Genomic DNA, 12,789 nt, shown 5'->3' on the forward strand with positions numbered 1-12,789 from the left:
AGCGCGGCCATCTGCGTGAGCCGACTGCGGCACGGCGGGCGAGGACCGCCGTGCGCAACGGGATCGCCGCGGACGGGAATCCGCGTGCCAGCGGATTCCCGCAGGCGCCGTGGGACGCTCTGCGGAACGCGGCCATCTGATCGAGCCGGCTGCGGCACGGCGCGCGGGGACCGCCGTGCGCAACGGGATCGCCGTAGACGGGAATCCGCGTGCCAGCGGATTCCCGCAGGCGCCGTGGGACGCTCTGCGGAGCGCGGCCATCTGCGTGAGCCGACTGCGGCACGGCGGGCGAGGACCGCCGTGCGCAACGGGATCGCCGCGGACGGGAATCCGCGTGCCAGCGGATTCCCGCAGGCGTCGCAAGAGGCTCTGCGCTACGCGGCCATCTGCGTGAGCCGACCGCGGCACGGCGGGCGAGGACCGCCGTGCACGACAGGCTCAGTCCGTCTCGATCAGAATCCCGTCGTGGATGGCGCGCTTGCGGAGCGCGACCTTCGTGCCGACGTCGATGCCCACGACACGGTACTTCTCGCGGATGCGCTTGAGGTACGACTTCGCCGTCTCCTCCGAGATGCCGAGTTCGAACGCCACCGACTTCACCGGCTCGCCGCCTCCGTAGAGCGCCATCACCCGGCGCTCCTGCGCGCTCAGCTTCGGCGCCCCGTCGGAGTCGCCGGTCGAGAGGGCCATGTCGAGCTCGTGCGAGATGTAGGAGTGCCCGTCCTTCGCGGCGCGGATCGCCTCGACGATCATGTCGGCGTCCTCGGTCTTCACGAGGTAGCCGAGCGCTCCGGAGGCGAGCGCCTCGCGGACGACGGCCGGCTCGGAGTAGGTGCTCATCAGCACCGTCTTCACGCCGGTCGTCTTGAGCGTCGAGAGCTTCACGGAGATCGGGATGTTGTCCTTCAGGTCGAGGTCGAGCAGCACGACGTCGACGGGGAACTCGGGGTGGGTGAGCAGCTCGGGCCACGAGGCGACCGCCGCGACGAGCTGGATGTCGGAGGCCGCGCCGCGGATCCACTCGGTGAGGGCGCCGAGGAGCATCTTGTGATCGTCGACCACGGCGAGGGTGATCTTCGTATCGGCGGTGTTGGTCATCGGGGTCCTTCGGCTCTGCGTGTCGTCGAATGGGATCTGCTGCTGTTCAACGGTCGGCGGGGTTCTCGACCAGACAGTCGATCTCGATCAGGAGCTCTCCGTCGCGGGAGGGCTCCCGGAAGGTGCCGACCTGTGCGATAGCTTCCCATGTCGCGGGGTCGACTCCGCGCAGTGGCACGCCCTCCGAGCGGAGGGCGAGGGGCACGAGCAGCGTCCGCGGCCGGGCGCCAGGCCCCGGATCGCGGGGTGCGCCCGCTTCGACGTGCAGGGCGGCGGAGGGGCCGACGGCTCCGTCGAGGATGAGCCAGATCGCCGAGAGCAGACCGTCGCGCTGCTCGTGGTCGAGGAGTCCGGCGGCCCCGTCGGGGTCGTCGAGGTCGACCAGCGGCGCGAGCAGGTCGGACTCGAGGATCGCGTGGTGGAGCCAGGTCTCGCGGCGTCCCTCGATGAGGTGCAGCCGCAGCTGGGTGGCGAGGGAGGCGGCGTGAGCGGCCCGCTGATCGTCCAGGGGGAGCGCGACGCTGCCGTCGCCGACCTCGGCGAGGAGGCGCTCGGCCGCGAGGTCGAGGCGCGCCAGCTCCTCCGAGGCCAGCATCCCGACGGCGTAGCGCGGCCCGAGGGTGGTGCTCTGCACGAGCGCGCGGTCGATCTCGTGCTGCACCATCCGCCGGAAGCCGCGCATCATGACGACGACCACGACGGCCGGGGCGACCGTCACCACGAGTGCGCTGACCCGCACCGAGAAGGAGGTGGCGTCCCCGGCGCCCATCGCTCCGAACGCCACGAGTTCGACGACCCCGACGACGAGAGCCACCCCGATGATCTCCGCGCTCCTGCGGTGGACGATCATCGCGGCGTGCGCCACGGCAGCGGCGACCGCCGCGGTCGGCGCGACCGATCCGGGCCCGGGCTCGACGACGGCGAGCGTGTCGAGCACGACGGCGACGGCGATGCCGATCAGGAAGACGAGGTAGGCCGCGCTCGGCAGGCGCCGTCCCGCGACCTGGATCGCGATCACGACGGTGGCGAACGAGGCGATGAGGACGAGCCAGGCGGTCGCGGCGAGGCCGGGCCGTGCGTACGACTCCATCGAGGAGAGGAAGATGAGGAACTCGTAGCCCAGGAGGGCGGCCGCGATCCCGTTGAGTCCGCTGCCCAGGTAGCTGGTCCCGAGTCCGTCCTGCTGGCCCTTCGCCGACTTCGCCGCCCGCGAGGACCGTCCGCTCAGCAGCGGTGCCACCCGTTCGGGGCCGTCGCTCACTTCGGCACCTCGAGGACGACGGTGGTGCCCGAGCCCGGCGCGCTGAACAGCCGCGTCCGGCCGCCGACGTCGGCGAGCCGCGCGACGACCGACTCCTTGTAGCCGAGCTTGGTGTCGGGGACGGTCGCGATGTCGAAGCCGACGCCGGCGTCGGTCACCATCGCCCTCACGGTCGCTTCGTCCTCGGTGATGGTCACGTCGGCGGAGACGACTCCCGAGTGCCTCCGCACGTTCTCGAGGCATTCCGACAGCGCCATCAGGAACGAGTCGAGTGCGGCCCCCGTCAGCACCAGTTGACCCGACCCGTGCAGGACCACCTCGAGCCCCATGCGCCCGAAGCGGCTCTTCACGTTCTCGAGGGAGTTCGCGGCAGGGGCGCTGGTGACGCTGGTGAGCCGGTACGACCCCGACACGCTCGGACTGGGCGCCCCGCCCAGTCGCAGCTGGCGCAGGAGCTGAGCGTCCTCAGCGGCTTGCTGCCGGAGCGCCGCGACCGAGACGCCGCGGCCCGAGTGGGCGAGCAGAGTGAGGGTGGCGAGCACCGTGTCGTGCAGGAGGCGCGCGCCCTGCCGGCGCTGCGCCTCCGTCTCGCTCGCCAGGCGCTCGACCCGGTGGGCGTTGCCGATGCTGTCGATGCGGCGGACCACCCGGGGTACCGCGGTGCTGATCCACAGCGCGAATCCGCTGAGCACCCCCCACGGGAGCACGCTCTGCACGATGACGTTCAGCAGCATCGCGTCGCCGGCGACGAGCACCGAGGGCACGATGCTCGGCACCATCACGGGCAGGAGGAGCACCAGGCGTCGCGCGGACGTCGTCACCGCGACGGCGATGCTCGCGGTGATGGCGTTCGCGGTGCTCACCACGACGAAGCCGGCGAATCCGCTGCCGGGGGTGAGATCGAGCGCGAGTCCCGCGCTGAGCGCGAGCCCGCCGAGGGCGATCGCGACGACCCAGCGTCGGCCGCCCGTGCGCCCGAGCTCGACGTGCGCCGCGGCGAGGCCGAGCAGGAGCACGACCGCGAACGGCACCGTCTTCGCGTGCAGGGTTCCCGGCACGACGACCATCGCGAGCGCAGCGGCGTCGACGAGGAGGCCGATCCCGCACGCCGACTGCCGCAGGAGCCGGTCCCTCTCGCGCGCACTGCGGATCATCGGCACGGGCGTCGTCCCTCCGATCGGCTGAGCGGGGCTGACCCCCGACACACGATAGCCACTGGTTCGCCCCGCACCCGCGCGGGGCCCGGGATCGGCTCAGATCGCCAGGAGTCTCGCGAGGTGCGCTCCGACCGCGTCGTCCTCGATGAGGAAGCCGTCGTGGCCGAAGGTGGAGCTGATCACGGCCACGTCGTCGCCGTCAATGTTGCCCGGGGCGTGCGCGGCGATGATCCGCTGCCCGTCGACGGGGAAGAGCCGGTCGCTGTCGATGCCGAGCACGAGCGTCGGGCTGGTGATCCGCGACAGCGCCTCTGCCTCTCCGCCCCGGCCGCGGCCGACGTCGTGGGAGTTCATCGCCTCCACGAGGGTGATGTAGCTGTTCGCGTCGAAGCGCCGGGTGAACTTGTTGCCGTGGAAGTCGAGGTACGACTCGACCGCGAAGCGCCCGCCGCCGCCGAGCGGGCTGAGGCCCGACTGCCAGCTCCGCTCGAACCGGTCGTTGAGCTCGGAGGGGCTGCGGTAGTTGAGCAGCGCCATCCGCCGGGCGAGCGCGAGGCCGTGGTAGGGGCCCTGACCGTCGCCGGCGTCGTAGTAGGAGCCGCCCGCGAAGCCCGCATCGTTGCGGATCGCCTCGAGCTGCACGAAGTTCAGCGCGATCTGGTCGGCGGTGGCTCGGGGCGGGGCCGCGAGCACGGCGAGGCGGGCGACCCGGTCCGGATGCTCGATGCCCCACTCGAGGGCCTGCATCCCGCCCATCGAGCCGCCGATGACGGTGTGCCAGCGGTGGATGCCGAGCCGATCGGCGAAGAGGGCCTGCGCGCGGACCTGGTCGCGGATCGTGGTGTACGGGAACCTCGCGCCCCACTCGTGGCCGTCGGGGGCGAGGGAGGCAGGCCCCGTCGTCCCCTGGCAGCCGCCGAGCATGTTCGGAGCGACGACGAAGTAGCGGTCGGTGTCGATCACCTTGCCCGGACCGACCAGCCCCGACCACCAGCCGTCGGTCGCGTGGCCGGGCTCTCCGCGTCCGAGCAGGTGGGAGTCGCCGGTCAGGGCGTGCAGGACGAGGACGGCGTTGTCGCCGGTGGGCGAGAGCTCGCCCCAGGTCTCGTAGGCGGTTCGCAGGTGGGGGAGGTGGCCGCCGGCCTCGAACGAGAACGGACCGAGGTCGACGAAGCGCCGCCCGCCCGGGTGGTCCCCGTCGCGCCAGGCGCCGGTCGCGGGCGGTTTCCCGATTACCGAGCGGAGCTGGCGCTCGGTGATGAACGCCGACGGGACGGTGTCCTCGAGTGTCTGCTGCCAGTCCATAGCGGGATCCATGGTGTAACGGAGGCGGCACGCGCCGCCTCCGTGTTACGCCCCGAGAGCTCCTGTTCCCGCGGGAGGGACGAGACCGGGCGCCGCGGCGCGGGCCCCGTCCCTCCGAGGAGCTCCCGGGAGCGGACTCAGGCGTTCGCGCGCGACGCCTCGACGACCGCTCGCGCGGCCTGGAGCGCCTGTGAGAGGTCGGCGCGGAGGTCGTCGATGCTCTCGAGGCCCACCGAGAGGCGCACGAGGCCGGGCGTCACTCCGGCGGTGAGCTGCTGCTCCGGGCTCAGCTGCGAGTGGGTGGTCGACGCCGGGTGGATGACCAGCGAGCGGACGTCGCCGATGTTCGCGAGGTGCGAGAAGAGCGTGAGCGAGTCGACGAAGGCCCGCCCCGCGTCGACGCCGCCCTTGAGCTCGAACGACAGCACCGCTCCGACGCCCTTGGGCGCGTAGTGGTTCGCCGCCGCGTACCACGGCGAGGTCGGCAGGCCGGAGTAGTTCACCGAGGCGATGTCGGAGTGGTTCTCGAGGTACTCCGCGATCTCCTGTGCGTTCTGCACGTGGCGCTCGATGCGCAGCGACAGGGTCTCGATGCCCTGGATGAGCTGCCACGCGCTCGCGGGCGCGATCGACGCTCCGAGGTCGCGCAGCAGCTGCACGCGCGCCTTGATGATGTAGGCGAGGGAGTCGCCGACCGCCGCGGTGTAGACGGCCCCGTGGTACGACTCGTCCGGCGTGGTGAGCCCCGGGAAGCGGTCCGAGTTCTCGCTCCAGGAGAAGCGGCCGCCGTCGACGATCGCGCCGCCGATCACGGTGCCGTGCCCGCCGAGGAACTTGGTCGCGGAGTGCACGATGATGTCGGCGCCGTGCTCGAAGGGCCGGATGAGGTACGGCGTCGCGATCGTGTTGTCCACGATGAGCGGCACGCCCGCCGCGTGCGCGACGTCGGCGACCGAGCGGATGTCGAGGATGTTGATCTTGGGATTGCCGATCGTCTCGGCGAAGAAGAGCTTGGTGTTCGGCCGCACCGCGCGGCGCCACTCCTCCTGGTCGTCCTGGTTCTCGACGAAGGTCGTCTCGATGCCGAGCTTCGCGAGCGTGTACTTGAACAGGTTGTAGGTGCCCCCGTAGATCGAGGAGGAGGAGACGATGTGGTCGCCCGCCTGCGCGATGTTCAGCACGGCCGCGGTCTCGGCCGCCTGACCGGAGGCGAGCAGCAGCGCTCCCGAGCCGCCCTCGAGAGCGGTCAGGCGCTCCTCGACCACCGCCTGGGTCGGGTTCTGGATGCGCGTGTAGATGTTGCCGAACTCGGCGAGCGCGAACAGGTTCTTCGCGTGCTCGGCGTTGTCGAAGACGTAGGAGGTGGTCTGGTAGATCGGAGTCGCGCGGGCCTTCGTGACCGGGTCCGGAGCGGCTCCCGAGTGGATCTGCTTGGTCTCGAACTGCCACTGCGTGGGGTCGGTCATGGTGCGTCCAATCGGGGTCGAAGTCGGTGGACGGAGGCCGTTCTCCGTCGCCGATGAGCCTAGGCGCGGGTCGGGGCGGGAGCGAGGGCGCCCGACACACGGGGTAACCGCCGCGAGTCAGCGCGGCGAGCCGTGCTGCTCGGCCGGTCGGCGATCGCGCTTGGACCCGGTCGGATCGGTGCGGTGCGCTCGCTCCGGCCGCTCCTCCGGGACCGGGGCGAACAGCCACGCGGCGCGCGGCTCCACGAGCTTGTGGAAGACGGTGCGCGCCCAGCCCAGGGAGAGCGCGACTGAGACGGCGATGCAGAGCACGATCATCAGCACGAGCGCGAGGGTGCTGTCGGCGGCCGAGAGGATCCCCGATTCGCGGAGCGGGTAGAGCACGAAGCTGTGCAGCAGGTAGACGTACATCGTCGACTGGCCCCAGGTGGTCAGCACGCTCCGGGAGCGGGGGATGAGGCAGAACAGGGCGAGCGAGAGCACGACGGCGGTCAGCATCAGGGCGAGCCGGACAAGCCCCGCCCACCACTGCGTCTCGCCGAGGGCGTCATAGGGCCGATCGTAGAAGAACCAGTAGCGCAGGTCGGCGGCCCGGAACGCGTCGACGTTCACCGTCATCACCACGACGGTCACGGCGAACACGGCGGCCGCTCCGATGCGCCAGCCCAGCAGCTGCGCCGGTCGCAGGTCGAGCCACCGGTCGACGAGAGTCCTGGCGCCGACCCTCCAGCCGCGCAGGCGCCAGCCGAACACGAAGAAGGGGAGGATCCCGATCGCGCGGGCGAGCGAGAAGGTCGAGTCGATGTTGTCGTAGTAGCTGACGCCCACCGCGAGCACGACGCTGATCAGCAGCGGCCAGCGCAGCAGCGCGAGGTAGGGGAGCACGAGGCGGAAGATGCCCAGCGCGAGCAGGAACCACAGGGTCCAGCTCGGCTTCGTCGGGTTGAACTCCTGCTTGCCCTCGACGGCGAACTGCACGAGCGTCCAGACCGTCTCCATGATCAGGTAGGGCAGGAGGATGTCGGTCATCACCCGGCGCATCGCGCGGGCGTTCGGCGGCCCGCCCTTCGAGAAGTAGCCCGAGATGATCGCGAACGCGGGCATGTGGAACGCGTAGATCGTGAGGTAGACGATCAGCGAGGTGTCCGAGTTGGCGGTGAGCCTCTGGATCCCGTGGCCGATGACGACGAGGGTGACGCAGACGAAGCGCGCGTTGTCCCAGAGGGGGACGCGCCGCTTGGGGGGAGCCGTCACCGCTCCCGTGGCGGGAGACGGGTCGGCGGGGTGCATGGGGCCAGGCTAGCGTTGGGCCCGACGACGGAGTCTCTGGTGTCCGATGCTTGACGGAAGGGGACGATCGTGGTTCGACGCGTCGTCGTGACAGGAGCGAGTTCAGGGATCGGTGCGGCGACGGTCCGCCTCTTCCGCGACCACGGCTGGGAGGTCGTCGCGGTCGCCCGTCGTCGCGAGCGGCTCGAGGCGCTCGCCGCCGAGACCGGCGCGGAGTTCTTCGTCGCCGATCTCACCGACGCGGCTCAGGTCGACGCGCTGCGCGACCACCTCGCGGGCAGCGGTGCGGTGCACGCTCTCGTGAACAACGCGGGTGGCGCGCTCGGTCTCGACTCGGTCGAGGCGTCCGACCCCGCCGACTGGCTCCGCATGTTCGAGATCAACGTGCTCTCGGTGAAGCTGGTGACCAGCGCAATCCTTCCGCTGCTGCGGGCCGGCATCGCCGACTCCGGATCGGAGGGCTCGGCCGACATCGTCACCGTCACCTCGATCGCCGGTCACGTCGCCTACGAGGGCGGAGGCGGCTACAACGCGGCGAAGTTCGCGGCCCACGCTCTCGTCGCGGTCCTCCGCCTCGAGCTCTCGGGCGAGCCGATCAGGGTCATCGAGATCGCTCCCGGAATGGTGCACACCGAGGAGTTCTCGCTCGTGCGCTTCGGCGGGGACCGCGATCGCGCCGACGCCGTCTACGCCGAGGTGCCGGCGCCCCTGGTCGCCGAGGACGTCGCCGCGTCCATCGTCTCCTCCGTCGAGCTGCCGGCACACGTGAACCTGGATCTCGTGACGATCAAGCCGGTCGCGCAGGCGGCACCGCACAAGGTCGCCAGGGGGCCCCTCTCCCCGAGGGGCTGATCCTCTGCGAGCACTTGATCCGCCGCCCTGTCGGGGGGCGACGGGCGGCGCTCGCGCGAGCGTCGCGATGTGACGCGGAGGGGCGCGACGCCCTAGCCTGTCCCTCATGGTTTCCGACGCCGACGACTCCGCCGCCCTTCTCGCCGCAACGGAGAAAGAGGTGCTCGGCTGGCTCGAATTCGGTGACGCGGCACGCCATCTCGCCGACGACGTGGTCGCCTCCGGCTACCGCCCCGAGCTCGTCGTCGCGATCGCCCGCGGCGGGCTGCTGCTCGCCGGCGCCGTCGCGTACGCACTCGGCATCAAGAGCTGCGGGGCTCTCAACGTCGAGTTCTACACCGGAGTCGAGGCGCGTCTCGCCGCCCCCGTCGTCCTCCCTCCCCTCCTCGACGAGGCGTCCGTGCGCGGCAAGCGCGTCCTTCTCGTCGACGACGTGTCCGACTCCGGTCACACCCTCGCCCTCTCGGTCGGGCTCATCCAGGCGATGGGTGCCGAGGTGCGCACCGTGACGCTCTACACCAAGCCGCGGACGGTCCTCGAGCCCGACTTCTTCTGGCGGCGCACTCCGCGCTGGATCGTGTTCCCGTGGTCGGCCCTTCCTCCGGTCGACGGCGCCCTCGCCGAGGACGACGAGTGAGCGTCCACCTGATCGGCGGTGGCGGCGGGGCCGAGCACGACGCCCAGCTCTACGGCGCGTTCCTGGCCGAGGCGCGGACCCGCGCCGTCGACGCGGGGCGGATCGAGGGCCCGCGGATCGCGATCGTCATCGTGCACGACGGTCTCGGTCCCGAGGCGTACGCGCACTACTCGGCGCTCCTCGCGGCCGTCGCCCCGCTCGAGCCCGTGGCGGTGCTGAAGCCCGAGGGCGGCCGCATCGACCCGGGCGTCTTCGACGGCGTCGACGGGATCCTCGTCGGCGGCGGACTCACCCCCGCCTACCGCGACGCGCTCGAGCCCTCGTTCGCGAAGCTGCGCGACCTCGTCTCGTCGGGGCTCCCGTACGCGGGCTTCTCGGCGGGCGCCGCCATCGCGGCCGACCGCGCGATCGTCGGCGGCTTCCGCGTCGGCGGGGTCGCCGTGGCCCCCGAGGCCGCGGCCGAGGAGCTCGACGAGGTCACGGTGCTCGAGGGCATCGGCCTGGTCGACGTCTCGATCGACGTGCACGCGGCGCAATGGGGCACTCTCGGCCGGCTGGTCGCCGCCGTGGAGTCGGGCCTGGTCGACGGAGGCGTCGCGATCGACGAGTCGACGGTGCTCATCGTCGGCACGGGCGCCCTGCGGGTCGGCGGGGCCGGTTCGGTCTGGCGCGCCAGCGGGAGCGACTCCGGAGTCGTCGTCGCGACCCTCGCGGCGAGCTGACCGGTGGACCTCCAGCAGCTGGCCGGAGCGGGACTGATCGATCCGGGCTGGGCGGAGGCGCTCGAGCCGGTCGGCCCGGGCATCGCGGCCATGGGCGACTTCCTCCGCGCAGAGGTCGCCGCGGGCCGCCCCTACCTTCCGGCCGGCAAGGACGTGCTGCGCGCCTTCGCGGCGCCGCTGGCCGACGTCCGCGTGCTGATCGTCGGGCAGGATCCCTACCCCACACCCGGGCATCCCATCGGCCTCTCCTTCGCGGTCGAGCGGCACGTCCGCCCGGTTCCGCGGAGCCTCCAGAACATCTACCGCGAGCTCCGCGACGATCTCGGCGTCGAGCCGCCGTCGCACGGCGATCTCACCGCCTGGACCGGCAACGGGGTGATGCTCCTGAACCGGGTCCTCACCGTGGCTCCCGGCGCGCCGGCGTCGCACCGGGGCAGGGGCTGGGAGGCGGTGACCGAGCACGCCATCCGCACCCTCGCGGCCCGCGATCGGCCGCTCGTCGCGATCCTGTGGGGTCGGGACGCGGCGAACCTCCGGCCGCTGCTGGGCGACGCGGGCGTGATCGAGAGCGCCCACCCCAGCCCGCTGTCGGCCTCGCGCGGCTTCTTCGGCTCGAAGCCGTTCAGCCGTGCGAACACCCTGCTGATCGAGCGGGGCGCCGAGCCGGTCGACTGGAGCCTCGCCGACTGAGCGGGGTGTCGGCGCGGCGGGGGAGTCCGCCGCTACGCTGGCTCGGGTCCGGGACCGGGTCGTCGACGCGCCGGTCCCCGAGTGTTCCGTGAAAGGGAGCCCAGATGCTTGAGGAAGAGTACGAGCAGCGCCGCGTCCTGCCGCCGCACCTGCGCCGGGTCCCGGCTCCGGAGCCCGACTTCTCCTACGAGATCCGCGAGGCCCGGGAGGCCGACCTCCCCGACATCCGCGAGATCTACAACCACTACGTGCGCAACACGGTCGTCACCTTCGACGAGGACGACTCGACGATCAAGGAGTGGCGGACGAAGTTCGCGCGCAATCAGAAGGCCGGGCTCCCGTTCATCGTGGCGGTGTCCCCGTCGGGTCAGATCCTCGGCTACGCGATGGTCTCGCCCTGGTCGTCCAAGCGCGCCTACCGGTTCACGGTCGAGAACTCGATCTACCTCCGCGCCGCCTCGACCGGGAAGGGTCTCGGCAAGGCGCTGATGTCGGAGCTCCTCGAGCGCTCCAAGGCTGTCGGCATCCGTCAGATCATGGCGGTCATCGCCGACAAGGGCGCGGAGGCGTCGCTGGGCATGCACGCGCAGTACGGCTTCGTCGAGGTCGGCCGGATGGGCCGGGTGGGCTTCAAGTTCGGGCGCTGGCTCAGCACCGTGCTGATGCAGAAGACCCTGAAGTAGCGGTCGCGCCTCGATCCGACCGGCAGCACCCTGCCGGTCGAGTGACCGCCGCAGGCGGAGTCTCGAGACGACCTCCCTCCGGGAGTCGGCACCCCCGCCCGACACTGCGAATGCGCCGAACCGGCGAGGGCGCGCGAGGGCGCACTCCTACACTTGTCGGCATGGAATGGCTCGTCCCGCTCATCATCGTCGTGGCCCTCGTCGTCGTCCTCGGGATCTACCTGTGGGCGACGTACAACTCCCTGGTCACCCTCAACGTCCGGGTCGACGAGGCCTGGAGCGACATCACCGTCCAGCTCAAGCGGCGGGCCGATCTCATCCCGAACGTCATCGACTCCGTGAAGGGCTACGCCTCGCACGAGCGCCAGGTCTTCGAGTCGGTGACCCGCGCCCGTGCCGAGACGCTCTCGGCGGAGGGGCCGGCAGAGGCCTCCGTCGCCGAGGACCACATGCAGAAGGCGCTCAAGTCGATCTTCGCCGTCGCGGAGGCCTACCCGCAGCTCCAGGCGAGCCAGAACTTCCTGCAGCTGCAGGGCGAGCTCGTCGACACCGAGGACAAGATCCAGGCGGCGCGCCGCTTCTACAACGGCGGCGTCCGCGAGATGAACACCAAGGTGAAGGTGTTCCCCAACACGCTCTTCTCGCGTCGACTCGGCTTCTCGGAGCGCGAGTTCTTCGAGGTCGGCGATCTCGCCGCGATCTCGGAGCCGCCGCGCGTCCAGTTCTAGGAGCTCCGTTGTACAGCGCGATCGCCCGCAACAAGCGGAACACTGTGCTGATCCTCGTGCTGTTCCTGGCGATCATCGGCGGGCTCGGAGCCCTCGCCTCCGCGATCTACCGCTCGACGACGATCGTGATCGTGGTCCTCGTGGTGGCCGCGGCGTACGCCGTCTTCCAGTACTTCTTCGCCGCGAGTCAGGCGGTGGCGCTGAGCGGGGGCGTCGCGATCGAGAAGAGCGACGAGCCGCGGCTCTACCGGGTCGTCGAGAACCTGTCGATCGCGACCGGCACCCCCATGCCGAAGGTCTACCTGATCGACGACCCGGCGCCCAACGCGTTCGCCACGGGGCGCGACCCCGAGCACGCCGTCGTCGCCGCGACGACCGGCCTGCTCGCGATCATGGACGATGCGGAGCTCGAGGGCGTGATGGCCCACGAGATCGGGCACGTTCGCAACTACGACATCCGCGTCTCGATGATCGTCTTCGGCCTCGTCGTCGCGGTCGGCTTCCTGTCGGACGTCTTCCTCCGCTTCGCCTTCTTCGGCGGGCGGGGCAACCAGAACGGCGCGGGGGCGGCAATCCGATCCTGATGATCGTGGGCCTGGTCTCGCTCGTCCTCGCTCCGATCGTCGCGACGATCGTGCAGCTCTCGATCTCGCGGCAGCGCGAGTACCTCGCCGACGCGACCAGCGCGCTGACCACCCGGCATCCGGATGCGCTCGCGAGCGCTCTGCTCAAGCTGGAGTCGGCGGGCCGCCCGATGCGGCGGCAGAACTCCTCGATGGCGCACCTGTGGATCGCGGACCCCGCGAAGCCGGGGGCGATCGCACGCCTGTTCGCGACCCATCCGCCGATCGCCGACCGGGTCGCACGGCTCACCGAGATGGGATCGCGCTTCTAGGGCGC

At 71.2% G+C, this 12,789-nt stretch carries 12 protein-coding genes and 1 pseudogene; 7 read left to right on the forward strand and 6 right to left on the reverse strand.

All coding sequences use genetic code 11. From position 1 onward, the window contains the following. Positions 1-438: 438 nt before the first annotated feature. The 6 genes from B9Y99_RS04520 to B9Y99_RS04545 form a co-directional block, all read right to left on the reverse strand. Complete coding sequence (locus B9Y99_RS04520) at positions 439-1,098, reverse strand: response regulator (protein WP_085475365.1); 660 nt, start codon at positions 1,096-1,098, stop codon at positions 439-441. A gap of 46 nt (positions 1,099-1,144) precedes the next feature. After that, positions 1,145-2,359 carry a hypothetical protein gene (locus B9Y99_RS04525; protein ID WP_085475366.1) on the reverse strand — a complete coding sequence of 405 codons (1,215 nt, stop codon included), beginning with the start codon at positions 2,357-2,359 and terminating at the stop codon, positions 1,145-1,147. After that, positions 2,356-3,513, reverse strand: coding sequence for a sensor histidine kinase (locus tag B9Y99_RS04530; protein ID WP_085475367.1), 1,158 nt, complete (start codon positions 3,511-3,513; stop codon positions 2,356-2,358). The genes B9Y99_RS04525 and B9Y99_RS04530 overlap by 4 nt, the downstream gene beginning before the upstream one ends. A 99-nt stretch (positions 3,514-3,612) precedes the next feature. After that, a complete protein-coding gene (metX, locus tag B9Y99_RS04535) occupies positions 3,613-4,821 on the reverse strand; it encodes a homoserine O-acetyltransferase MetX (protein ID WP_085475368.1) in 1,209 nt (402 codons plus the stop codon). A gap of 137 nt (positions 4,822-4,958) precedes the next feature. Beyond that, the gene (locus B9Y99_RS04540) at positions 4,959-6,287 is read right to left on the reverse strand and encodes a bifunctional o-acetylhomoserine/o-acetylserine sulfhydrylase (protein WP_085475369.1); all 1,329 of its coding nucleotides are present in this window, start codon (positions 6,285-6,287) and stop codon (positions 4,959-4,961) included. Between the two features lie 117 nt (positions 6,288-6,404). Then, positions 6,405-7,577, reverse strand: coding sequence for an acyltransferase family protein (locus tag B9Y99_RS04545; protein WP_129587890.1), 1,173 nt, complete (start codon positions 7,575-7,577; stop codon positions 6,405-6,407). A 69-nt stretch (positions 7,578-7,646) separates the two neighbouring features. Between B9Y99_RS04545 and B9Y99_RS04550 the strand changes: the two genes are divergently transcribed. The 7 genes and pseudogenes from B9Y99_RS04550 (at position 7,647) to B9Y99_RS19430 (ending at position 12,784) form a co-directional block, all read left to right on the forward strand. Further along, positions 7,647-8,429: an SDR family NAD(P)-dependent oxidoreductase gene (locus B9Y99_RS04550; RefSeq protein WP_244274767.1), complete on the forward strand. Its 783-nt coding sequence runs from the start codon at positions 7,647-7,649 to the stop codon at positions 8,427-8,429. Positions 8,430-8,535: 106 nt separating this feature from the next. Continuing rightward, positions 8,536-9,066 carry a phosphoribosyltransferase gene (locus B9Y99_RS04555; RefSeq protein WP_085475371.1) on the forward strand — a complete coding sequence of 177 codons (531 nt, stop codon included), beginning with the start codon at positions 8,536-8,538 and terminating at the stop codon, positions 9,064-9,066. Next, positions 9,063-9,788, forward strand: a complete 726-nt coding sequence (locus tag B9Y99_RS04560) for a type 1 glutamine amidotransferase family protein (protein WP_085475372.1) — start codon at positions 9,063-9,065, stop codon at positions 9,786-9,788. The genes B9Y99_RS04555 and B9Y99_RS04560 overlap by 4 nt, the downstream gene beginning before the upstream one ends. A 3-nt stretch (positions 9,789-9,791) precedes the next feature. Further along, on the forward strand, positions 9,792-10,478 hold the full coding sequence (locus tag B9Y99_RS04565; protein ID WP_085475373.1) for a uracil-DNA glycosylase: 687 nt from the start codon (positions 9,792-9,794) through the stop codon (positions 10,476-10,478). 104 nt (positions 10,479-10,582) lie between these two features. Then, positions 10,583-11,161 (forward strand): GNAT family N-acetyltransferase, encoded by a 579-nt coding sequence (locus B9Y99_RS04570; protein WP_085475374.1) that lies wholly within the window; start codon positions 10,583-10,585, stop codon positions 11,159-11,161. Positions 11,162-11,322: 161 nt separating this feature from the next. Continuing rightward, positions 11,323-11,889, forward strand: coding sequence for a LemA family protein (locus B9Y99_RS04575; RefSeq protein ID WP_085475375.1), 567 nt, complete (start codon positions 11,323-11,325; stop codon positions 11,887-11,889). An 8-nt stretch (positions 11,890-11,897) separates the two neighbouring features. Beyond that, a pseudogene (locus tag B9Y99_RS19430) lies at positions 11,898-12,784 on the forward strand (M48 family metalloprotease). The last annotated feature ends 5 nt before the right edge of the window (positions 12,785-12,789 follow it).

It is taken from the genome of Rathayibacter oskolensis (assembly GCF_900177245.1).
Lineage (GTDB): Bacteria > Actinomycetota > Actinomycetes > Actinomycetales > Microbacteriaceae > Rathayibacter > Rathayibacter oskolensis.

Bases quoted from the DNA above. Each gene is read 5' to 3' on its own strand.
- B9Y99_RS04520 (WP_085475365.1), bottom strand. From the start codon at position 1,098: ATGACCAACACCGCCGATACGAAGATCACCCTCGCCGTGGTCGACGAT.
- B9Y99_RS04530 (WP_085475367.1), bottom strand. From the start codon at position 3,513: ATGATCCGCAGTGCGCGCGAGAGGGACCGGCTCCTGCGGCAGTCGGCG.
- metX (WP_085475368.1), bottom strand. From the start codon at position 4,821: ATGGACTGGCAGCAGACACTCGAGGACACCGTCCCGTCGGCGTTCATC.
- B9Y99_RS04540 (WP_085475369.1), bottom strand. From the start codon at position 6,287: ATGACCGACCCCACGCAGTGGCAGTTCGAGACCAAGCAGATCCACTCG.
- B9Y99_RS04545 (WP_129587890.1), bottom strand. From the start codon at position 7,577: ATGCACCCCGCCGACCCGTCTCCCGCCACGGGAGCGGTGACGGCTCCC.
- B9Y99_RS04555 (WP_085475371.1), top strand. From the start codon at position 8,536: ATGGTTTCCGACGCCGACGACTCCGCCGCCCTTCTCGCCGCAACGGAG.
- B9Y99_RS04570 (WP_085475374.1), top strand. From the start codon at position 10,583: ATGCTTGAGGAAGAGTACGAGCAGCGCCGCGTCCTGCCGCCGCACCTG.
- B9Y99_RS04575 (WP_085475375.1), top strand. From the start codon at position 11,323: ATGGAATGGCTCGTCCCGCTCATCATCGTCGTGGCCCTCGTCGTCGTC.